Source organism: Acidimicrobiales bacterium, from assembly GCA_041394185.1.
Classification (GTDB): Bacteria; Actinomycetota; Acidimicrobiia; order Acidimicrobiales; family Poriferisodalaceae; genus JAAETH01.
The window spans coordinates 133336-155989 of the sequence record JAWKIQ010000001.1 but is presented as its reverse complement, the minus strand read 5'-3'; the positions used below and the strand labels follow the sequence as shown (position 1 = coordinate 155989).

General features: G+C 64.7%; 17 protein-coding genes. 2 read left to right on the top strand and 15 right to left on the bottom strand.

The window, feature by feature from the left end; genetic code table 11:
* Positions 1 to 76 precede the first annotated feature (76 nt).
* From R2770_00715 to R2770_00645, 15 genes are all read right to left on the bottom strand, one after another.
* A complete protein-coding gene (locus R2770_00715; GenBank protein ID MEZ5278968.1) occupies positions 77 to 2902 on the bottom strand; it encodes a helicase-related protein in 2826 nt (941 codons plus the stop codon).
* Entirely contained in the window at positions 2899 to 8022 is a 5124-nt protein-coding gene (locus R2770_00710) for a DEAD/DEAH box helicase (protein MEZ5278967.1), read from the bottom strand. Before R2770_00710 ends, R2770_00715 begins: the two co-directional genes overlap by 4 nt.
* 68 nt (positions 8023 to 8090) lie before the next feature.
* Positions 8091 to 10298: a 3'-5' exonuclease gene (locus R2770_00705; GenBank protein ID MEZ5278966.1), complete on the bottom strand. Its 2208-nt coding sequence runs from the start codon at positions 10296 to 10298 to the stop codon at positions 8091 to 8093.
* A gap of 133 nt (positions 10299 to 10431) precedes the next feature.
* Positions 10432 to 13470, bottom strand: coding sequence for a LysM peptidoglycan-binding domain-containing protein (locus R2770_00700; protein ID MEZ5278965.1), 3039 nt, complete (start codon positions 13468 to 13470; stop codon positions 10432 to 10434).
* Positions 13467 to 13880 (bottom strand): pilus assembly protein TadG-related protein, encoded by a 414-nt coding sequence (locus tag R2770_00695; GenBank protein MEZ5278964.1) that lies wholly within the window; start codon positions 13878 to 13880, stop codon positions 13467 to 13469. Before R2770_00695 ends, R2770_00700 begins: the two co-directional genes overlap by 4 nt.
* A complete protein-coding gene (locus R2770_00690; GenBank protein ID MEZ5278963.1) occupies positions 13877 to 14296 on the bottom strand; it encodes a TadE/TadG family type IV pilus assembly protein in 420 nt (139 codons plus the stop codon). Before R2770_00690 ends, R2770_00695 begins: the two co-directional genes overlap by 4 nt.
* On the bottom strand, positions 14293 to 14700 hold the full coding sequence (locus R2770_00685; protein MEZ5278962.1) for a TadE/TadG family type IV pilus assembly protein: 408 nt from the start codon (positions 14698 to 14700) through the stop codon (positions 14293 to 14295). The genes R2770_00690 and R2770_00685 overlap by 4 nt, the downstream gene beginning before the upstream one ends.
* Position 14701: 1 nt before the next feature.
* Positions 14702 to 14926, bottom strand: coding sequence for a hypothetical protein (locus R2770_00680; protein ID MEZ5278961.1), 225 nt, complete (start codon positions 14924 to 14926; stop codon positions 14702 to 14704).
* A gap of 72 nt (positions 14927 to 14998) precedes the next feature.
* Positions 14999 to 15964: a type II secretion system F family protein gene (locus R2770_00675; protein ID MEZ5278960.1), complete on the bottom strand. Its 966-nt coding sequence runs from the start codon at positions 15962 to 15964 to the stop codon at positions 14999 to 15001.
* Complete coding sequence (locus R2770_00670) at positions 15961 to 16818, bottom strand: hypothetical protein (GenBank protein MEZ5278959.1); 858 nt, start codon at positions 16816 to 16818, stop codon at positions 15961 to 15963. Before R2770_00670 ends, R2770_00675 begins: the two co-directional genes overlap by 4 nt.
* Positions 16815 to 18128 (bottom strand): ATPase, T2SS/T4P/T4SS family, encoded by a 1314-nt coding sequence (locus R2770_00665; GenBank protein MEZ5278958.1) that lies wholly within the window; start codon positions 18126 to 18128, stop codon positions 16815 to 16817. Before R2770_00665 ends, R2770_00670 begins: the two co-directional genes overlap by 4 nt.
* On the bottom strand, positions 18125 to 18907 hold the full coding sequence (locus R2770_00660) for a hypothetical protein (protein ID MEZ5278957.1): 783 nt from the start codon (positions 18905 to 18907) through the stop codon (positions 18125 to 18127). Before R2770_00660 ends, R2770_00665 begins: the two co-directional genes overlap by 4 nt.
* A gap of 1 nt (position 18908) precedes the next feature.
* Positions 18909 to 19607 carry an SAF domain-containing protein gene (locus R2770_00655; protein MEZ5278956.1) on the bottom strand — a complete coding sequence of 233 codons (699 nt, stop codon included), beginning with the start codon at positions 19605 to 19607 and terminating at the stop codon, positions 18909 to 18911.
* Complete coding sequence (locus R2770_00650; GenBank protein MEZ5278955.1) at positions 19604 to 20497, bottom strand: hypothetical protein; 894 nt, start codon at positions 20495 to 20497, stop codon at positions 19604 to 19606. The genes R2770_00655 and R2770_00650 overlap by 4 nt, the downstream gene beginning before the upstream one ends.
* Positions 20413 to 20754 carry a hypothetical protein gene (locus R2770_00645; GenBank protein ID MEZ5278954.1) on the bottom strand — a complete coding sequence of 114 codons (342 nt, stop codon included), beginning with the start codon at positions 20752 to 20754 and terminating at the stop codon, positions 20413 to 20415. Before R2770_00645 ends, R2770_00650 begins: the two co-directional genes overlap by 85 nt.
* An 88-nt stretch (positions 20755 to 20842) precedes the next feature.
* Here R2770_00645 and R2770_00640 point away from each other — a divergent pair, with 88 nt between their 5' ends.
* Together R2770_00640 and R2770_00635 are read left to right on the top strand one after the other, a co-directional pair.
* Positions 20843 to 21097: a hypothetical protein gene (locus R2770_00640; protein ID MEZ5278953.1), complete on the top strand. Its 255-nt coding sequence runs from the start codon at positions 20843 to 20845 to the stop codon at positions 21095 to 21097.
* 258 nt (positions 21098 to 21355) lie between these two features.
* Positions 21356 to 22525: a peptidoglycan DD-metalloendopeptidase family protein gene (locus tag R2770_00635; protein MEZ5278952.1), complete on the top strand. Its 1170-nt coding sequence runs from the start codon at positions 21356 to 21358 to the stop codon at positions 22523 to 22525.
* Positions 22526 to 22654: the final 129 nt, after the last annotated feature.

The following is a 22654-nucleotide window of genomic DNA, read 5'->3' as shown; positions in this document are numbered from 1 at the left end:
TGCGATCCGCTGGCGACTTCGCCGAGTAGGTCTGATGGCAATAGGCCGCCGACGGATGTGATTGCGGTGAAGTTGCTCACAGGGCCAACCTCGGCAGATAGACGTAGATGCCGAGCACGTCGGCGGGCAGCTGAGGCTCGGCTCGGTAGCGAGCTAGCGTGCCGCCGCGGCGGCCTGCGGCTTCTCGCACCCTTGCGTGTGCCTGGACCAGTTCGTCGGCCCGTCTTCGTGCGGCGTCGTCTAGCTCGGGTCGCCAAGTTGGTTCGGCAGCGATCACTTCGGCGATGCGCTCTCGTTGGAGCGCCTCGTTGACGTTGGCGTCGGGTCGAATATCGAGGAGGGTCTCGGCTAGGTCCGCACTGACCCATCTGGGCGACGTGGCGCTGCCGGTGAAGCCCAACAGCACTGCGTCTTCTGCCAACATCGCCGATTGGCCTTGCCGGCTCTCGGCGACCAGGTTCATCCGGAACCGGCAGAGGAAGAGGGTGGTCATCTCATCGACGAGCGAGGTCTCGATGACGCCTGCTCGGGCCGCCCGACCCTTCAGTTGAGGATCGAGTGCTTCGTCGAGCACGTGGCCTGCGAGCCCTGACACGAGCGGGTGCGTTCGCGATAGGTAGGAAACACCATCGGGCACGGGCAAGTCGAACGCGGCACGGACGCGGGCGCTGTCTCCGGTTAGGCCGAGCGCATCGCGAAAGGCCCTGGGCGTCTCACCCAGTTCGAGAGTCGTTGGCGTTTTGGCCGTCGCAATACCCCCGTAGGCCGCCGTAGCGGTCCGAACGAACTGCTCCACTTCAGTTCCCGAACCGACAGCTTTCTGAACCGCTGCTAGCTCCTCGGCCACCTCGGCAGGGTCGATGGTGTGTTGGGCAAAGACCGAGCGCGACTGACGCTCGCGTTCCTCGGCCGCGTCCCACTCGAGGTGCAGCTGGTCAGTGGTCGGTCGGATGATCTCGTCGAAGCCGGGAAGCCGCTCTTCGATGGCGGTGTCGACCCGTTCGAAGAGTGTCTCGGCCAGCGCCTCGATCACATCGCCGGTGTTGCCAGGGCCCGGAATCGACACGCCGAGTGCGTTGCGAATCTTGACGTGCTTGCGCAAGAGCACCTCAAGCACCGTCTCGTCGATCTGGTTGTCGGCCCCGTAGTAGGTGAGCACACGCACCTCGGGCGATGGCTGACCGAAGCGATCAACGCGTCCTTCCCTTTGCTCGAGCCGGGTTGGGTTCCACGGAAGGTCGTAGTGCACCACGGCAGAGAAATGATCCTGCAGGTTGATGCCTTCACTAAGGCAATCGGTGGCGACCAGAACACGGCGGTCGTGCCCTCCGAGCGCCTCAACCCGAGCCTCACGGTCAGCCGATGGGATGCGCCCAGTGACCGCTTCAACCTCGACGCCGAGCTTCTTCGGCAGCCGGTCGCGAAGTTGAGCAGCGACATATTCCGCAGTTTCGATGAACCGACAAAACACGATGGGGTTGAATCCGTCATCGAGCAGGCCTTTGACGATCTTGACCGCATCGAGAAGCTTCCGGTCGCCGTCGCCGGCCAATGCGTCGGCCGACAGAGCGAGGCTCCGTAGCCGCCGGGTCACCTGGTTGTCAGAAGAATCCTCGCTGTCGCTCCCGGGAACTACATCGACACCCTCCTCAGCCTCATCGAGGTCGAGGACCGTCTGGCGGCCAATCTCGTCGGCCTCCTTCTCGGTGGACGATGCAGCTACCGAAGCCCGCGTACGCATCGTCGCCGCTGCCGCCGCTGGACTCGACGCGAGCGCTCGAAGCAGCCCCAACGCCGACCACCAGCGCACTCGCTGCCGATGACCCTCTGCCGTGCGGACGGTCTCGCGAGCGAAGTCGAGCACCTCTCCAAAGAGGTCTCGATAGGCGCCCGAGAGCGCGTAGGTGGCTTCGCTCTCCTTGCGGTCGGGGAACTTCGTGTCGACCTCGAGGTATCGGCGAATGTCGCCGCGGCGGCGCTGCACCAGGTGTCGGGCAAGCTCCTCGCGTTGCTGCCGGTTCTGGTCGCCGGCTAGCGAGTCAGGCAGGTTCTCGAACTTCGGATCAAGAAGCGAGAGGAGGCTTCGGAACGACCCCTCCTTGCCAGAGTGCGGGGTAGCGGTCACGAGAATCATGTGCCGGTCGGGGTCGGCCGCCAGATCGTGGATGAGCTGAAAGCGTTGGTGCCTGGCTCCCGACCCCTCTGCAGCATCGGCGCAGGTGTGGGCCTCGTCGACGATGACCAACTCGGGGCAGGCTCGAATGAAGTCGTCGCGGCGACGGTCTGACTTGATGAAGTCGATCGACACGACGGTGTGGTCGTAAACGTCGAAGATCGACTGGTCGTGCCCGAGGCCGCGTTCAAGGCGGGCCGCGGTTGAGCTGAGGACCAGCTCGGCATCGATGTGGAACTTCTCGGCCAATTCGGTCTGCCACTGTTCGGCCAGATGCGGAGGGCAGAGCACGCAGAGCTTCCGAGCATCGCCTTGCTCGAGCAGCTCCTTGGCCACCAGCGTCGATTCGATCGTCTTACCGATCCCGACGTCGTCGGCAATCAACAATCGGACCGGGTCGAGCTTGAGCGCCATCAACAGCGGAACGATCTGGTAGGGGCGGGGCGTGACCGCAATCTTGGCTACCGACCGGAACGGCCCGGCGCTTGAGCGAAAGCCGAGCCGAAGCGCATCGCGCAGCATTCGCGCCGAGCGATAGTCGCCTAGTTGGTCGGGCGTCGGAAGATCGAAACTCGCGGGTTCAACCGTCTCGAGTGCGGTGAGAATCCCGGTGATCTCGTGGTCGGTGCCGCCGAGGGGCCGCACGATGACCAGCTCGTCGGTTGACTCGGGTAGCACGACCCATTCGCGGTTTCGCGCCTTCACCAGCGCACCAGTCGCAAAGGTCACTGTTGGTTCCCTCCTCCAAATACACGAGCGAATGAGTCGACCCGTTGAGGCCAGTCAGCCTGATGGCCGAATCGGATGACTGTCAGACCCAGCGCTCTCAGGCGTTCGTCGACCGCTGCGTCGGCCTCGTCCGGAACGTGGTGGGGCCCGTCGATGAAGACGGCGGCCCGCTGATCCACGTACAGAAAGTCGACGGTTGCACTCGCCTGGTCGACCTCGGCTTGATGCTTGTCGGGCAACTTGAACCCGCCAGCGCGCAAGAAGTCGAGGAACTCTTGGTCGAGCGCCGATTCAACATGCCCGTCTTCCTTGGGTTTGGCCGCCGCGGTGCCTACCAGTTGAGCTGAACGAAGGCGACGCAGAAGCGGCAAGGCCGCGTGGCGGTCGAGAAGTTGATGCTCGGTCTGGTTCCTGTAGGACAGAAGGCAGTCGTAGCAGGCTGCTTCACAGTCCTCGCCGCTGAGGGTCTTGAGCTCGGTCTCAGTGACTGGGTCGATATGACAGCGCAGCATCGCTTCGGCCGCCACGCGATGCCACAACGCCGGTTCCTCGATGAGGCGGCGAAGCGCTCCGGCGCCGCCTTCGGCCGACTCGTAGAAGAGCAAGAGGTTGCGGCTATCGACACCCGGCAGTGGCTCGGCGGCCACCTCGTCGTCCTCGAGCTGGAACACGACCTGGAATGCCACCTTGAGGGCGGCTTGCAGCGAAGCCATTTGCTCTGTCGAGAGGTCGACTATGGGCTGGATCAGCAGGACGTTCCTGGAATCCTCAACATACGGAATGACCCTCTTGGTCTGATTCGACATCGGGTCATCGTTGTCCTCAGCTTCGGCGTCATTTGCGTTGCTCCAGTAGCCGCGCTGGATGTCGAGCACGAACCCGAGCTGTTCTTTGGTCCGGCGTCGTCGCCAGCCCAGGTTGACTCGCCAGATGGTGGCGGTGTCCCCATATGCGAGATGCAGGAGAGCGTTGCCGTCGGAGTCGGAAACTGTGGCCTCACTGACCGACAGCTCGCCGTCTCGCTCGGCGAAGTGAACACCCGAGATAATCTCGTACCCCTTGCGCTGGCGCTCTTCCTCGTCAGACGTGATGCGATCGCGCCGCACGGTGGAAACGTTCTGCAGGCGGAACAGGTTCTGGAGTGGCGGTGGAAGCTCGACCCCGCATCTCACGCACATGTCCGGATGAACGGAGCCTGTCAACGGGTGCAGATAGCCGCAGGAGTCGCATTGCTTCGCCTGCTGGGTGGCGATTCCACCATCGTCGATAGCGAGGTCCTCGACCGGCAGGATCACCCGGTTGATCCGATAGCGGGCTCCTTCGTGATACACGAGGCTCTGCGGACCGAACTCGCTGATCGCAAGGAACCGAGGGCGCTGTAGGAATTCGGGGTCGCTGCCTCGGCTACGACGTCCGGGTATGAACGCCGACAACGGAAGCCTTGGGAACGAGTAGCCAGGGAGAAAGCCCTCTGCCGCGAAGTAGCGGTAGGTGTAGAAGTCGGACTGATTTCGGTTGTCGCTCTCGGCCCGCAGCAGGTCCAGCTGATTCTCGGCCTCGCGACGAAGCCGGTCGGCCATCCGCTTGTCGGATGCTGAGGTGCTTGCGGACTGCTTGATCTTTGACTGTTCTCGCGCCTGCTGAAGAGCCGCCTTGTAGAGCGCCCGCCAGCGGTCGAGAGCCGTCTGGAACTGCTTGGCTACCTCGTCGAGCGTCTCATCGAGCCAGCCTTCGTGCCACCACCGAGCCTCGGCCAGCCGGTCTCCCATGTCGGCGATGACAGCTTCAGCGCGTGCCTTGGCCCGGCTTCGAGTCGCATCGTCACCGAGGTAACCCAGAACGTTCGGGAAGAGAGGCGGTACGTCCACGTCCTGGCCGAGGTCGAGGACATCGGTCATCGACTTGCCGAGGTCGAGGCCGCTCTCGGCCAACCAGACGGCGTGGATGTGCGCTCGGAGTAGGTCTTCGTTGGCAAGGTCCAGTCGGGGCGCCTCGACCTGTCCGGAAACCATCTGTTCCGGGTGTTTGAAGTAGTGCTGATCGTGAGAGTTGCCCGCGGCGCAGTACGTAAACACAAGAGCGGGCTGGCCGCTGCGTCCCGCTCGACCAGAGCGCTGGGCGTAGTTCGCTGGCGTCGGTGGCACGTTGCGCATGTTGACGACGTTGAGCTGGGAGATGTCGACCCCGAGCTCCATGGTCGGTGAGCAGTACAGCACCGGGAGCTCCGCAGACCGGAACCTCTCCTCGCGGTCGAGCCGTTCCTCGTAGGGCACTTGCGCAGTGTGTTCGCGAGCCTCAACCTTCTGAAGAGTGTCGCCAACGCTGGTGTAGAGGTCGACGAAGAACTCGTTGACCCTTCGATCTGGGCTGGCATTAGGCATGCGGATGTGGTCTTGGTATGGCGTCGTACCGTCGCCTGCAACCCATCGCATCGCAGCCGCGGGGAGCTGGTACTCGCCTTCGGGCCCCGGTTCGCCAAGCGCTGCCAAGAGGCCGTAGTGCCGAAGAGCTTCGAAGAGCTGGACGATGATCTCGTCTGTGTCTTGAAGGGTCAGCCTGCCGAACGACCCCAGCGCACTCGCTCGACGCAGGAACTGGCCGTAGCCGCTGCGTGACGAGACGTAGTAGGTGTCCTGCGCCTTCTTGCCGCCACTGCTGCGTGGGGTAACCACAGGCGCCGGGCGAAGCATTTCCTCGGCGACTGCCCAGGGCCCGGCGAGGCGTTGATTCGACCTGCTCTTGATTCGCTCTTGCTCCTCAGCCTCCATGGCTTCGACCTTGACCGCAAGCTCACGCCTGATCGTGTCGAGGAGAACTCGAAGCACGAACTCACGGGTCTCTCGAGTCGCCTCGGCGAGCGCGGGATGGGCTTGCCGCCACTCGTCCTCATCTGCTGCCAGTTCGGTGAGCGACTCGTACTCGATCTCCAGCAGGCCTGTCTGTTCGAGGTTCGGCTGGGTGAGCCTCCACCCGCGTTCGAGGTCTCGGTATACCCGATAGGCGAGAACGCCCTGCAGCGCGCGATCGGTGTCGGTTCTCGCAAAGCCCTTCAGCTCGGGCTCGCTCGCATAGTCCTCGAACGGCAACGCGAGAGCGTCAAAGACCTTCTGGGCCAGCTCATCGTGTCGCAGCCCTTCGGGGCCCGCGGCGAGGGCCGCGTTGTACAGCGCCGCCCTGAGCAAGGTCACCTGGACGAAGTCGTTGAAATGGCCCGCTTGAAGCGAAGCATCCTGGCGGTTGTCGGTGAAGGAGAGAAGCTTCTTCGCCTTGGCCGGTAGATCTGCAGAGCGGCGAAGGTGCTGGACAGCTGCCAGGGACATGATGGTGGTTGCGGTCGAGCGGCCGTCGGAGCCGAGGGTGCTCAGCCGACCGAAGTCGCGGCCAAGTCGGCCGGCATACGACACTCCGCACGAAAGGCAGAAGCGGAACGGTGTAGGAACCCACCAGGCAACCGTTCCCCCGTCGCCGACCTCGCCTGCGGGGGTGATCTCGATCTGCTTTGGAACGTCATCACGCCGGTTCGACCTGAGCTTGCCCTGGTCGTCGAACCACTCGGCAGGAAGCCGATCGTTCGCGTCATCTTGCGAGTCGGGCCAAGGCTGACTGCTGCTGATGTAGACAAAGCCAGCCCGCCCAGCATCGTCGTCGACCGCGTCTCCGATGTCGCGAGGGCTGAGCACCGACCCTGCTGGTCCTGGCGTGGAGCGCACGACGTAGTACTCCTGCCCGCATTCACGGCAGAACGCGAGGGGCAGAAGGACTTTCGACCGCAAAGACCCCGGCACGAATCGCTGACGGGTGAGCGAGAGGTAGCGCTCGGCCGGAGTCTCGGGCGACGCGTGGACCGTGTCGCCACGGCTCAAGAACTGATGCAGCCGGAAAGCGAACGATGGAAAGCCGCGCTCGTCGGGAGTGTCGTATCCGGCGAGCAGCTGTTCCCTAATCGCCTGCGCACACCGACCCGGGTCTTGGCCTGTCAACTGGCTGAGGTCTTTCGCAGCGCCACCCTCACCTTCAATCGAACGTGGCACCGCACGAACTAGGCGGTCATCTTCCTCCACCAGACCGAATGTCGACTCGATCCAGCTCGAGAGGGGATCTGCAACGAGGGATGCGTGATCGGTGGGAGGCGGACCTCCAGCCGCGACTCTTTCGCTGAGGGCAGCGGCAAACGCTGGATCGTCAGGCGATTGTTCGTTGGTGGCACGAATCAGCGTCTCGCCAATGACTCGCCCCGGCGACACGGTCGAGCCAAAGATGGTCGATGCGACATCGGCGACCTTCGCCTGTCGCTCGTCGTAGCCGCCTTCGCTGGACATCGTCGCCGAGGTGCCCACGCAGAGGAGGTCCGGCGAACCCGCCGCCTCGCGAAGCCGCCTCACCAGCAGCGAGACGTCAGCACCTTGACGCCCCCGATAGGTGTGGAGTTCGTCGAGTACTAAGAACCGCAGATCGCCGAGGCTGCGAACGAGGCGACGATCGGTGTAGCGCGTCAGGATCAGCTCGAGCATCACGTAGTTCGTGAGGATGATGTCCGGCGGCTGACGCAGCAGCTCATCGCGGGCGTCGCGGTCATCCTGGCCGGTATAGCGAGCGAATGTGACCGGCCGCTTGCGTCCCCATGGGCCGTGGTCGAGAAACTTGCTCAGCTCTTCAAGCTGACTGTTGGCGAGCGCGTTCATGGGGTAGACGACAATCGCCTTGACACCGTTGCCCGACCCGGTTCTGAGGACGTGGTCGACGATCGGGACTATGTAGCTGAGACTCTTACCTGACCCGGTGCCCGTTGTGAGGACGTAGTTCTCACCGGCGGCGGCAGCGTGGATCGCATCGGTCTGGTGCTGATGGAGCGTCATCGGGCGGCCGAGTAGGTCCTGTCCGTCTTTGTCGACCCTGAAGATCTGCGAGCACTGTGGATGGAGTATTCCTTCGCCTACGAGTTCGTCGATCGTCCCGCCAGGTTGAAACGAGGGGTTTAGGCCGATCATCGGAGGGGGCCAGAGCCTGCCCGCGTCGAATGCCTCGCTCACATGGTCGAGGATGCGTTGGTCCTTGATCGAGAGGAAGCTGGTCGCGTACTGGCGATAGCTACCGATCAGGTCCTCTCTGAGCTTGAACACGTCCAACGCCAATTACCTCCGGTCGCTCAACGCGCGGCCAATGTTCTGTAGCGACAAGACGTGACAGCTCATGCCTCGACTCGCTCGAACACGTCCAGGTGTGACGCCAGCGCCGAACTGGGCTTGCCGTTGTACAGCGCAACCAACAGGTCCCTCGCCCGGGTCATCGCCACGAAGAGCTGCGACAAGGCGAGCTCCTCAGCTTCGGTCGCCTCTTCGACTGGTTGGCCTGGATCTGCCTCGCGAGGGAATGTTCCGTCGGATAGGCCCGGCAGGAATACGGCCTTGAACTCGAGACCCTTGGCCCGGTGGTACGTACCAACCTTGACAAGGTCGCTTGGTTGGCCGTCGTATTTCGCCAGATCCTGCGCCGGGATACGTTCGGACGACAATCGAGCGACTACTTGGCTGACCATCCTGTTGGTGGGAACAAGGATGCCGATGTCGCCGGTTGCGAATGTGTCGTGGTCGACCAGTTTCCCAACCGACTCCGCTAGGTAGCTGAGCTGGTCATCGAACGAGGCCGCTTCTATCAAGAGGGGTGCCGATGCCGAGCGGAGCGCATCTACCGGCGCCTCGCCCCGGCGGAAGGTCTCGCCCAAGTCGTCGACCTCAGCTTCTCCAGCCACGGCCATCGCTGCGCTCAGTATCTGCCGGGTGTTGCGATAGTTCGTGCGCAGGACCGACGAGCGGCCGCGTACCTCAAGCCCCGCTTGTCTCAGCGTAAATCCGCCTGTGTAGATCCGTTGGGCGCCATCGCCGAGGAGTAGGAGCCCGTTGGCGCGGTCCACAAGGTCCGGAGCATTTGCGAGCGCCCGGATCAGTTGGAGGCCGGCGAGCGACAGGTCCTGCGCCTCGTCAACTACGACTCCCGAGTAGCGGGCCTGCGGAAGATTGCGGGCGTGGTCTCTGGCGCGAAGCACGACGTCGGGGAAATCAACCGTCCCGCGCCTGGCCATATCGGCATCCCACTCCTCCATGACCTGCCAGACATGGCTCCGCTGTTGCGACCCCATCGGGGCCTTGCGGCCTGTCCGGCGGATCTCGAGATACTCATCAAGCGAACTGATCGCACGGCCCTTGATGACGGCAGTGATCTCGTCTCGAACGTATTGCTTCGTGAAGCCCGCCTCCCCAAGCGGGGTCCCCGGGTATACATGGCGCCGATATGCGGCCTCAAAAGCTGCGTCGATTTCCTTCGGGGCCGTTACAAGTCGATCATCGGCAGCCGTACAGATCTGACTTGCCAAGCGATCGATATGAACGAACTCGACCTCGCCGGCTCGAGTGCCGGGCAGCCGGAGATAGAGCGCTTCGAACACCGGCGGCAGCGACTTGATGAACGTTGTGAAGAGGAGGGGCTTCTGCTCGCCGGCTTCTCGGTTGCGCTCGGCCAGCCACGCTGCGCGATGTAGTCCAACCACCGTCTTGCCTGTCCCGGCGGATCCTCTGACCTGCGCTGGGCCTTCGAAGTTCCTGGTGACAATCGTCCGCTGATCGGGGTGCAGGAAGATCATCCAGTCCTCGATCGGCTTGGACATCACCTCACGAAGGAACTCCGGCTCGGTCCGAGTAAACCACGCCCCCGCCCTCGGGTCGGTCAGCTGCAGCTCGAGCTCGCGATCCTCATCTGTCACCTCGGGCTTGTCGGCCGGTGTGGGTTCAGGAAGGGCCTCCCGCTCGGCGCGGGCCGCTTCTTCACCAGACGCATTGCCAAACGCGACAAGGTTGAAGGCCATCTCGAAGTGAGCGGCATCCATCGACCCTTCGAGGTCGAGGAGTTCGCTATCGGTGTTCACGCCGCGCATCACAGCGACCGTTGGCTCCGGGAAACCGAGCTCGGCAAGCTCCGCGTCGGTCCATGCCATGAAAAGCTTTCCAATGCTCTGGCGCTCGAGGTGATACGGCCGCTCGTCAGAGGCATCGGAAGTCTGCTCGAAAACAGTGACTACCCGGTCATTCGGGTCGAAGTCGATCCGCATCCGCTTAGCGCGATCTAGCACCGCGTGCGTGCCGTAGAGGAGCACAACAATCGTGTTGTTGAAGAGCTGCCAGATCAGTCGCCTGTCCGAGCGCCGCCCGCCAACGTCGGAGCTATAGACCTTCTTGCCGTTCCGCGCCGTGCCAACATCATGGGTCTGCAACTTCGGGTTCTGGAACGGCTGGGACCGCAGCTCGGCGAGAGTCTCCATCAGGTTGCCCAGGTACGAGTCGTCACGGCGCATCGACATGACACAGTCCCAGAATGATTGGGCCTCGATTACGTCGTGGTTCATGTCGTCGGCCCGCCCTGGTGTGCTCCCACCATGGTTCCCGAAACTAGCGCACCGGACGAAGTCAGAACCTTGACTCTCCGGGCTCTGGTGGGACCCGCGCGAGTCGAACACAATCCGGGCGTACCCGCGCCGACTATCCCGCCTGCTTCCTCAGGTCGGCTGTGGAGCGCAGGATGGCTTCAGTTTCCTCATCTGGCGTGTCCCAGACGCTGTGCTGGGTGAGATGCGCGCAGAGTTCTCCGTAGAGGCGGTCGACTTCGTCGAAGTCGTGGCGAGCAGCGGCGGCACGCATCAAGATGCGGAACAGGGCTTCGTTTCCGGGAACAAGAATCAGACCTCGCCGAGCTACTTCCTCGGCGCGGCTAGGTTCACCCGCCTCCAATTCGTACTCGCCAACGCGGAATGCGGCGTCGACGAGTAGCGACTCGATCCGTCGGTAGGTGGTCGGATCGTCGACAAGCCAGTCGAACGAGCCCGATGGGGCGTCGATGCCTGGTGCCCCATCGACGAGCTGAAGGGCTGGTCCGATGAGCTGGGCGGCCTGGTCCGCTGGTCTCGCCTTCGCCGCTTCGATGAGAGCCAACGCTCGAGTCCAGTCGCATCCGATGTCGTCGCTGAGTTCGTAGTTGCCACCGTTGGCGGCTGATGTGAGCCGGTGCTCTCCCGCCTCGTCGGTGCCGAGCGCTCGACGGATCTGGCTGAGGGCGTTGTCGGCAGTGCTCCGGTGCGTGGCCGTCGGCCAGAAGGCTTCGCGAAGGCGCTGCGATGAGACCTCTCGGCGGTAGGCGAGGTAGCAGAGCACTGAGAGGTTCTTGGTGGGCATGTCCTTGTCGAGACCTCGAACGCGAGGTTGCCGTCTGAGGATCTCGACCTCGATTGGCTTGGGTGCCATGACTCGTTCGAGGATCTCTTCGACAGTCTCCTGCGGCTCGTTGTCGCCGGACACGACGTCGGCCTGTTCGGGCTCTGCCACTCGAACCGGCGCGCTCTCGGCGTTGTCGAGAAGTTCGCTGACGCGCGCGGCCTCGGTCGGCGGTGAGTTCAGTGGTTCCAGCGGGAGTCCGTAGGGCTCGATCACGCAGTCGCCATCGGTGAAGTGGATTCGCTCTGCGACAGGTAGCTCGGCGTAGGCGACGACTGCGAGCGGCGCGTTGACGAGCGCTGCGGCATAGGCGAGTTGTCGTGCCAGGTCGTCGTGGCCTGGTCCGATGAGGACGATTCTCGGGTAGAAGAGCTCGCCAGGGCTCACGCGTTGACGGTACGGGGTGTCGGTGAGTCGCTCGTTGAGCTTGCCCATCTCGGCGACGCACGCCTTTGCCCATGCCTCGGGATCGGTGGGAACGGTGACGTTCGCCAAGCCGCCGACGTCGTCTGCCAGTCCGATGGCGACCAGTTCGCAGTCTGTGCTCCAGGGCGTTGACGTGGCTGCGACGGCGAGAGCGCGTTGCCATCCCGCTGCCCGCTTGGGATCGCCCCCGACTGCGAGTGCTCCCACCTGTTCGAAGTCGATGAGGAGGTCACCGGCTGGGGTTCGTCCGACCGGAAGTAGCGCAGGACAGTAGGCGTGGGTTCCTTCGGTTTCGGCGACGATGTCGTCGAGCTCGAGCGCTGGGTCGATGCGCCAGGTTGTGGCGCTGTCGGGGCCTTGGATGAATCCTTCGGGTGGCGCGCATGGTTCGTCGAGGAGGAGTTCGACGCCGAACTTGCCGACTTGCATTGCGACAACGGCCGGGAGTGCTGTCTGTCCCGACTTCGCGAGTCGAGAGCTGAGGAGCTTGTTGGTTGCCTCTATCCAGCGTGCGGAGTCAGTGTCGGCGATCGGCCGCACAGCGGATTCGTACTCGACGGCTGCCGACGGTGGTTCTTCGATCTGCGTTCCGGGTTCCCGCCGGGCGGCCTGATGCACCCGCAGGCGGCGAAGAGTGAGTGCCAGCGCGCCAGCGCTGATGCCGAGTGCACCGACGCCGAACACTGAGATCGGCGCTGACTCGGTCGAGGAGCCTTCGGCCGCCTCTAGTGTTTCCGTCGACTCAGCGGCGGGCTTTGCTGCTGCCGAGGTCGAGGGAACGGTGGTGGTAGGAGCCGGTTCGTCGGCCACGGTCACAGGTGTCGTCGACTCGGCGACGATGACCGGTGTTGTGGTTTCGGGCTCGGTAGCCGGTGGCAGGATCTGCTCGGGCTCGTCGACGACGTCGGGCTCGCTCACTTCGTCCTTGGGCTGGGCGGGAGCGAGCGGGTCAGTGGGGACGGTTGGTAGTTCGAAGACCTGGCCTGGGTAGATGAGGTTGGGGTCGTCGGGTGGGAGAAGTCGGTCTGTGTTGAGTTCGACGACGTCGGCCCAGTAGGGGGCTATCTCGGTGTCGCTGGGATCGCGTCCCCATGCGTCGGTCATGGCTTCTTCAGCGATGCTCCAGAAGTGGTCGCCGGCTTCGACCTCGACTTCGTGGTTCGCGGCCACGTCAGCCTCGTCGGCGAGAGGTAAGACGGCGTCGTCGGGGAGCTGGAGGTCCCAGCCGGTGTGCACGGTTTCGGTGGCACGGGTGATGGTGGTGCCATCGGGCATTGCGCGACCGAGGTTGGCGTCGCGGATCTCGGTCCACCGGAGTCCGTCTCCGAGGGTCGATTCGGCAATATCCCAGAAGGTGTCTCTGCTTTGGGTCGTGTAGGTCTTGGCTGCAGTCAGTGTCGCGGTGGTGCGGCCGGTCTCCGTCGCTGTGCTCTGCGGCGGGGTGGTCTCAAGGATCCAGCCTGACTCGACCGGACTGTCTGCCAGCCGCTGGAGGGGTGCTACGGCGGCGGCTCCTTGGGCGTTGGAAATCATCGAACTCGTGATCAGTGCTGCGGACGCGATCAGGCGGGCGGCGACCGCTTGGAGTCCGGGCAGGACGGGGGCTCGCCGGGCAGTGCGTCCCCGGACGGCCGCGATCGCCTCGACGATGACCGCGTACGCGAGTTGAGCCCAGCAGGCCCAGGCGATGATTAGCAGCGTTCCTGACAGGAGTGCTTCGGAGCGGGTGGTGTCGGATGCGAGTGGGTCGTTCAGCGTGTCGATGATCCGAACACCCGGCAGCCCGCCGAATCGCCACAGGAGAAGCGGGACTCCGACAGTCAATGCGACGATGACGATGAGGGAGGCGAGTCCTCGGATGAGGTCTGCGAGTCGGCGTGTCATGGTGCTCCTTCGACGCCGAGGACGGCGGTTGCGGATTCGGTTGCGCTGACGGTCCAAGGTCCTGGCAGAAAGCGGGTGTGAACCTGGAGTTGAACGGTGACGGTGACTGTGTCTTCGGTGACGGTGATGGTTCCGGTTTGTCCGACGGCGGCGAGGAACTCGGCGGCGGCTTGGGTGGCGGCCTCGGGGTCGAGGTAGGCGATGCCGGTGGTTCGGTAGGCGGCGGTGTCGACGTGTTGGGCACCGGCGCGGGCGGCGTTGTCGGCGATGTTGCGGGCTTCGGAGAGCGCGCCGAGCTTGCGTCCGCCGTCGACGGCGAGTCCGGCGACCATCAGGAATGCGATGCCGAGAACGGCGATGAAGATGCTGATGGCGCCTCGTTCGTTCCTGTCTCGTGCGTGCGTGTTCACATGTCGCTCCGGTAGGTGTCGATCACTTCTGTGGCCGTGCCCGAGAAGGTTCGACTGGCGGGTACCGCGAGTCCGGCGAGGTCGGAGAACGAGGCGGTGCAGGTGATGGTGACGCTCACCCAGCCTCCGGGCTGGAACCGGTCGAGCCCGACCTGGACGTCGAATCCGTTGGCGCAGCTCAGCCCCGACGTGGTCAGGTTGGCGGCGGCGACCTGTTGGGCTTGGATGCTGGCCTGGTCTGGTGTTCCGGCCAAGCTGGCGGCCCGTGCGGCTTCTTGGGCGGCTCCGCGCACGTCGTTCTCGGCTTGGGCAACCCGTCCGGCGAACACGACGAGCAGCATGAACGCGGTGAGGAACGCTGTCATGACGACGGCGAACTCGGTGGAGACGGCTCCGTTCTCGTCGCGACGGGTCATCGTTCGTTCTCCGCGATGAACCGTTCGACGGGGCCTTGGGCTTGAGCGGTGACCGACCAGGCGCCCGGGAAGATGCTGAATCCGAGGTCTCCGTGGATGGTGACCGTGACCGTCTCCGCGCCGCGGTTGACGTCGACGGTCACGTTGTGGAGGTTGCCTGCTTGGCCGAGGATCGCTTGGGCTCCGGCCTGGCCGTCGGCTGCGGTGGCGGCCTGGGCCGACGCCGAGTCGAGCGCTTCCTCGGCTGCGATCTCGGCGGCCTGTTTGGCGTGCCACCACAGACCGACTTGCATCGGTAGGAGGACGAGCAGGATCAGCACGGGCATGAGGACGGCCAGTTCGGTGGATGTGGCTCCTTGCTCGTTTCGTTCCGCTCGCCGGTTGTGCGTGCGGTTGGTTTGCATCTCAGCCCGGTGCCTGGACGGTGTCGGGAATGTTGTTGGCGTTGCTGCGGGCCTTGGCGACGAAGATCCCGCCGAGGACGACGGCGATGGCCACCATGGCGGCGATGACTACGGCCATCTCGGTGGAGATGGCGCCCTCTTCGTCGCGGGTGTCGACGCCGGCGAGGTTCAGGTTGTACTCGACACCGAGGTGCATGAAGTCGATGTAGTTGCGTAGCGCTTGCATGGTTGTCTGGTTCCTTTGTGAGGGTTCCGATCTAGATCGGTCTGGTTGGCTGGATTCGGATTCGCTCGCCGGTCACCCTCCTGCTGGTGCTGTGAGGGTGGTCGGGGCGAATTGGCTGGAGCCGCCGTCGGTGATGGCGTCGACGGCGCCAAAGGCGATGAACAGCACGAGACCGAGGATCATGACGACGACTGGGACGATCATCTTCTCGGTGCGGGCTTCGGCGTTGGCTTCGAGATCGGCAGCCTGTGCGGTGCGGATGGCATCGGCTTTGGCGATGAGGGACTGCTTGATGCGTGCACCGTGGTCGCCTGCGAGCGACACGGTGGCGGCGAGCTCGCTGAGTTCGCTGACGCCGAGTTCTTCGCCAAGCTGGACGAAGGCTTCCCATGGGCTGCGGCGGGTGAGGCGGGCCCGGCGGAGTGCTCGGCGGATCTCGGCGAATGCCCATCCGTCTCCGGCTTCGGCTGCGCCTTCGAGAGCCGATTCGATTCCAGCGCCACCGGCAAGAAGGATGGTGACCAGGTCAAGGTAGGCACTGAATGCGTGCTTGAAGGCCTGGCGGCGGGCGGCGACTCGGTCTGCGAGAGGCAGGTCGGGGTAGAAGAAGCCGCAGAGTGCCAAGGCGAACGCGATGACTCCGGTTGCGAGTGCCGATGGGGCGATGCCGTTGGTGGCCAGTGCTGCCGAGGCGACGATGGGGAGAGCGAAGCCGGCCGAGGCGGCGAGGAGTTTCTCGTAGGCGTGGCGTTCGATGGTCTTGTCGAGCACCCGGAGCGCTTCGATGGTCTTGGGTCGCTCCGCCATGCCGAGCATGCGCATCACGCCCAGGCCTGCGGCACCGAGCGAGGATTGGATGCCGGTCAGGTCGGGTTCGTCGAGTTCGCCCGATCGGAGTGCGGCGACCGATACTCCGGGCCGGTCGAGGGTCGTGGCGATCTGGTCGAGTGGGACGGGTCGTAGCTGGAGACCGTTGATGACGAGGAGTAGGCCGATTCCTATCCCAGCTCCGAGCATGGCGAGCACGAGCACGGTCATCGGGTGGCTCCGGTTCGTGTGGTGCGGGCCGAGAAGCGCTCGGGCATCTGGATCTGGCCGTAGGTCGCCAGAAGCCAGCCGCCGAGTGCGAACACTCCGGCTACGACGATCAGCCAGAGTTGCCCGGCGAGCGAGTCGTATGCCTCGAGCAGCTGGCGGGAGAACACGAACAGGAAGGCGATGGTGATGATCGTGGTGGCGACGACGATGCGGGCCGAGGTCCGGATTCGGGCTCGGCCCACCTCGACCCGGAGCCGCATCCGCACGTCAGCTCTAATCGTCTCGGCAAGGCGGCCGAGGAGCGGTCCGAGTTCTCTCGCTTCCATGCGGGCGGCATTGATGAGGGCGACGACGACAAGATCGGCCGATGGGTGGTCGAGATCGGAGCCGAGCTTGGCGAGGGCGTCGACCAGAGGCATGCGGTCGACGCGTGCAGCGAAGCGGCGCAGGTCGGCGGCGATCGCTTCAGGTGCGACCGCGGCCGAGGCGATAAGCGCCTGTTCGAGTCCGGCCGATCCGGCCATGTTGTCGCGGATCATCTCGGCCCATGCGGCGACGCCTTCGGTTCGCGCAACAGCGAGGTCTCGGTCGGTTCGTGCCGCGAGCGGGCGTGGCAACCAAAGGACGACACCGACTGTGAGCACGGCGACCACCGGCCAGCCGGTGAGTGCGTAGACCGCGACGCCAGCGAGTGCTGATCCGGCGATCCATGCTGCTGCGGTCTCGACCTTGGTGGCGGTCGGGAACAGGGTGCGCAGATCGGGCAGGATCTGCTGGCCTCGGATGCCGGCGACGAGCAGGAGGATGCCGAGCCCGATGCCGGTTCCGAAGAGGGCTGCGATCAGGAGACTCATCGGTCCCACCCGGCCAGGTCCGGAGCGAGCCAGCGGGTTTCGAATCCGGCGCGTTCGAGTCTGGCCAGGCTTGTGTCCCTCAATCCGAATCGGGGCATCGCCCGGCCCGTGCTATCGGGTGCGTAGACCTCGTTGGAGGTGACGAGTGGTCCGTCGGCGCCGGTGATCTCGCGGACGCTGGTTACTACTCGCTCGTTGGTGTCGAGACGGCCAAGGTGGACGACGAAGTGGACGGCGTTGGCGATCATCAGGTTGGTGACCTCGACGTCGAAGCGCTCGGGGGTCATCGCCATGTACATCTGCAGGCGTGTGAACACGCCGAGGCTGGAGTCGGCATGGATGGTGCACATCGACCCGTCGTTGCCCTGCGACATGGCGAGCATCATGGGGAGAGCCTCAGCGCCCCTAACTTCGCCGACGATCACGCGGTCGGGCTGCATTCGTAGTCCCGATCGGACGAGGCGGTGCATCGGGAACTCGCCGACGCCTTCCAGGTTCGCCTCGCGTGCTTCGAGGTCGACCCGGTTCGGGTGCAGGTCGGCGAAGTGCTCCAGACCGATCTCGAGGGAGTCCTCGACGGTGATTATCCGCTCGGTCGAGGGGACCTCGTTTATCAGGCAGCGCATGAGAGTGGTCTTGCCGGCTCCAGTGCCTCCGGCGACGATCACGTTGAAGCGGGCCAGCACCATGGCTCGCAGCAGGTGGAACAGTGATTCGGAGATGGTCCCGAGGCCGATCAGCTGCTTGAGGCGGCTGATGTCGAAGTTGTGCCGGCGAATCGATACCGACGGTCGTCCCGACACCCACGCGATGGCGTGGAGTCGGTCGCCTGACGGGAGGCGCATGTCGAGCTCGGGGCTGGCGGGATCCCAGCGTTGCTCGGAGCGTCCCCGGCGTGCTTGGGTCTGAATCAGCTCGACCAGCTCGGTGTCGGTGTCGGCCACCGGGTTGCCAGCGACTACCGCTCCGTCCTGACCGGTGAGCCAGACCTCGTCGCATCCGTTCGCGTGGATGTCGGTCCATTGAGGGTCGTCGATGTAGGCCTGCAGCCGTCCCAGCCCGAACAGCCTGTTCAGGACGGCGGTGGTCAGGTGCCGGGTTTCGTCGTCGGTCACCGGCGCGGACCCGTTTCCGAGGCGTTCTGCGTCGAGTGCCGAGAGTTGACGGCTCACGAGCTGGCGGGCGAACTGGCGTCGGTCTTCGTGTCCGAGCGCTGGGCGCCCTGCCGCTTCGTCCTGAGCGTCGCGCTCGTCGAGCGCCTCGCCGACCGCAGCGTGGAGCCGGTTGACCAGGAGGGAATCGAAGCTCATCCGACCGTCTCCATCGCAGGAGTGGGCACCTGGTTAGTTGTCGGCGCAGCTTCTGCTGGCTGCGCTTCGATCGTGGTGTGGGCTGCGAGGTCTTGTGCGAATGCGGCAATCTCGCGCACGAGCGGACGACGGGCGAGCCTGCCCTTGACCCCACCGGCGACAAGCGCTTCGGCCGTCGCTGCGTCGTTGGGAAGCACCCGGGCAACGCTGTGCCCGGTCACCCGCTCGACCTCTTCGGCCGGGTGTGGTGTCGATCCGATGAGCAGCCATGCGACCGACCGGCCGTTCGAGGCGAGGTTGTCGAGCAGTGCGGCGCCTGGGTGGATCTGTTCGGCGACCGGTCTCGCCGCAAGGAGGACGAGGTCGGCCTGTTCGACGAGGGTGTCCGATGTCGGCGTCAGTCGGCCGCAGTCGGCGATCGTGGTGACGTCTGGGAGCTCCGCCAGCCAGCGGCCAAGCCGGGCTCCGCTGGTGTCGAGGATCGAGCTGGTGCGGTCGGCGCGTTCGGGTGACGCGACGACAGGTAGCCCGCCGGGGAGTTCTTGTGCGTGGTTCCACAGGTCGGTGCGGGTCAGTCCGTGGCGGCCCGCAGCGGCCAGGGTGACGAGTCCTGGTTGACGGCCAAGCTGATACCAGATGGCGAGGGCTCCGCCTGCTCGATCGGCTTCGAGGAGGAGCTTGTGTCGGTCGTCGTCGGTTGGGAGTGCTGCTGCTAGTCCGAGCGCCGTGGTCGTAACCCCGGGCGATCCCTTGGCTGATGCGAGGCAGATCAGGCTCATGTCAGCCCTCCTCTGCGACCTGGATGAGTCGGACCCGGTTCGCCGACGCTGCGGCTGCGACCTTGGCTGCGTCCTCCTCGCTGACCTGGATGGCGACGAACAGGTATCCCTGGACTCCAACCTGGGAGACCTCGACGACGGTCGCATCGTTGACCAGTACTGCGCCCTCGATGGTGTCGGCGTCGAAGGTTCTCGGGTCGCCTGCGGTGGGTGTCAGCACGACGGCGACGGCATCTCCAGCGGACAGGGCGAGGGACGGGAACTGTCCGGGCTCGAGAGCGAGTCCGACAACTCCCTCACCTGAGCTGATGAGCGAGCCGTCGCTGAACTGCTCAGCTGTGATGAGAGCGCCAGCGGGAAGGTCGGTGCGGGCGACCCGGCCGACGACGAGCGCTGCCTGGTCGGACCTCAGAACCGCGACCTGGTCTTCGCTTCCGATCCCTACTACCTGGAGGTCTTCGAGAATGATGACGTGTCCGCGCTCGACTGGGTTGCGCAGCGCGAGCACTGGTGTCTGTTCGGTGGCGCTCGCCTGCCACCAGAGCACGCCGAGGGCGCAGACGATCACTACGAGCGCTCCGGCGATGGCCTCGGGCACGCGTCGTCGCGTCTTGCGCGTTGCCGTGGGCGCGAGGTCGAACTTGGAGTCGTCGTGCTTGTGGCCGTTGACCTTCGGCCGTTCGCGTAGTTGTGTCGTCATTTCCGCCCGCTGTTCCTCTCGCTATGTGTCGTTCGTTTCGAGGGCTTGGATCTCGCCCACCCGCACAGTCGCGGAGCCGAGGTGCGCGTGATGGTTCCGAGCAGCACTGGGGTCGGGCTCAGGCTCGTCCACCCCCACACCTCGAACTCGACCGTGACCGCCGCCGTGAGTCCGGCGCTGCCTGCCGTCGAGTGTCGGTACGTGTGGGAGCACTCAGGGTCAGCTGACTCTTCGCTCCACTGCGAGCCCGCCCCCGTGCACGTGACGGTGGTGCCATCGCCCGGGGACCAGATCGTCGCCGTGGGCACGGCCTTGGCCTCAGCCCACATACGGCGGCTCGGCGTCTCCGCACGGCCGATGTAGCTGCCCGCCCAATACGACTCGTCAACCCAAAGCCACGTCGGCATCTGGACAACCATCGGGATCGTCTGCCCGTCGGGGCTGGACGACCACGTTGGCAGCGCAGGGTCGATGACCCGCTTCGCCTGCTCGAGCAGATCCTCTTCCGAGAAACCACCACCCTCTGGCGCTACGAACATCCGGTTTACCTCTACGACGTCACCGTCGCAGATGAGCTGGAACCAGGCGCCTGTGTCGGAATAGATCTGGACGCCGTGTTCGTCGTAGACGCCGACCCACAAGTCGTCGTCAAGGGCCCGTTCCCAAACGCAGTCGCCATCGTCGACGGTGATTGACTCGTAGCCTTCGACGGTCGCGGACGCAGTCACCTCCACGACGTTCTCAACGACTCCGACCTCGCCCTCATCAGCGGCAAGGGCTGGCGAGGTTGCAAGCGTCGCTGCGACTAGTGCGGAAAGTCCTGCGGTGACAATGCGCATCCCGCGACTCCTTCCCACTGCTGCAGCCGAACGACACGCGAGACCTTCCACGCCTCCCCCACCAGGTCCAGCTCGATGAGGTAGTTGTGGGTAACGACGTCGTCGTTGATCACATCACCGGTAGCCACTTCGTAGATCACGCCGTCGTCGATCGAGCACACACCCGCAGATGCGGTCGCTTCCGAGACTTGCACCGAGCCCACGCGAATGGCGGCAAGCTGCTGCTCCCCAGCCCGGATCGCCCGGCCATCGTCCAAACGCCTCTGCGTCTCTGAAACGGTCGAAGTCAACGCATCGCCGATTGCCACCTCGGCAAGGGCAGCGTCGCCCGGGTTCGGAACCGGCCCGGCGTTCGCTGCCTCGCGGGCGGCGAAGAATGCCCGGATTCGGTTCGCGATGACCGATTCGATCGTTTCGGCTGCGGTCGTCGTAGTCGGTTCAGCCGGTGCAGTCGTCTCGACCTCGGTTGTCGTCGAGCTTGCCGCAGTGGTGGTGGTTGTCGATTCGACCCCCGTCGACGTCGACGAGGTGACGATCGTGGGGGTCGATCCCGAAGACGAATCGCCCGAGCACCCGACAATCAGCGACGTCGTCGCTGCAAGGGCGAGCAGCGACAAGAACCACCGTTGCCCGCCGAGAATGCCCGACTGACCACGCTCCACACCGTGAGTAGTCATATCGCCACTCTATGTGATGACTGTTGGTGGTCGTCAAGGGTGAATCTGTTCTGACTCATACCCACCCCAGGGACATCGCCGTCGTCGAAACGCGACAAGAAATCTTGAGAAACCCGATTTCGACGCGAATTTGAGGTTTCTTGTCGCGCTCAGAGCGTTCGCATGTCCCTGGGTGTGGCATGGAACTGAAACGGAAGCAGCGGTGAAGGCCATCGGGGGCCTGGTTGCCGCAATGACCCTCACACTCGTGGTGGGGTTCTTCGGCCTCGTCGGGCTGGTCACGCTTGCGGCGGGTTCACAGTCCGCTGCGGCTGCGACATCAGATCCTTCTGACGAGGCGTTCGCCGACATCCCCATGGACCTGCTGCAGCTCTTCGTCGTCGAAGCGACCCGGTGCCCCGGCCTCCCGTGGACCGTCATGGCCGGCATCAGCAAGGTCGAGTCCAACCACGGCAGATACGGCGGCGCCAACATCGGACCAGACGGCATCATCTGGCCGCCGATCATCGGCATCGCCCTCGACGGGTCGAACGGAACGGCACGCGTTCGCGACACCGACGGCGGCTGGTGGGACGGAGACGCGACCTGGGACCGGGCCGTAGGACCGTTCCAGTTCATCCCGTCCAGTTGGCGGATCTTCGGAAGCGACGCCGACGGTGATGGAGTCGCCAATCCGCACGATGTCGATGACGCTGTACCCGCGATGCGGCGTCATCTCTGCCCCGAAGGTCGAGTCGTCGACGTCGAAGCGGCGATCTTCGCCTACAACCGATCTTGGGAGTACGTCGAGGCTGTTCTCCAGTGGGCCCAGTCGTACACGGGTGCGCTGACCACGTTCGGCCAACCGGTCGCCGGGTACGCATTCCCGGCACCAGCCGACTACGCCACCACCGCGATCGCGACACGCCCACATCACGACTATCCGGCAATCGACATCGCGATGCCGGTTGCAACACCCGTGTACGCCATCACCAACGGCACAGTGACGACAGCCATCGCCAACGCAGGCATCTACACCGGCGGTGGCAGCGGCCGCTGCGGCAACACCGTCACCATCACCGGGACTGACGGCGCCACATACACCTACTGCCACCTATCCCAGGTCGCAGTCACGGTCGGCGACACCGTTGTTGCAGGCCAACCGATCGGCCTCAGCGGAGGCCAACCCGGAACGCCCGGAGCCGGCAACACCACCGGACCGCACCTCCACCTCGGCATCCGAGTCAACGGCATCTCCGTATGCCCCCAACCGCTCCTGCTCGCAGTCCTCCGCGGCACACCAATCCCCAGATCTACAGCTCCCACGACCGGCTGCGTTAGCGGCAGACCGTCCATCGACTGGAGCGCATGGCTAGGTTCGTCGTCCGAGGCTTCCGTCCCCGACTTCGCGAGTTTCCGGTGAGCGATCGCAGCCCCGAATCGGGATCCCGTCACCTTCACGATCTCGACTCACTGCCGCCGTGCCGCCCCCAGATGACGCCGGGGCTGGCAAGAGCACTCCTGCGGGTCGTCCGATCTGCCGCAGAGCGGT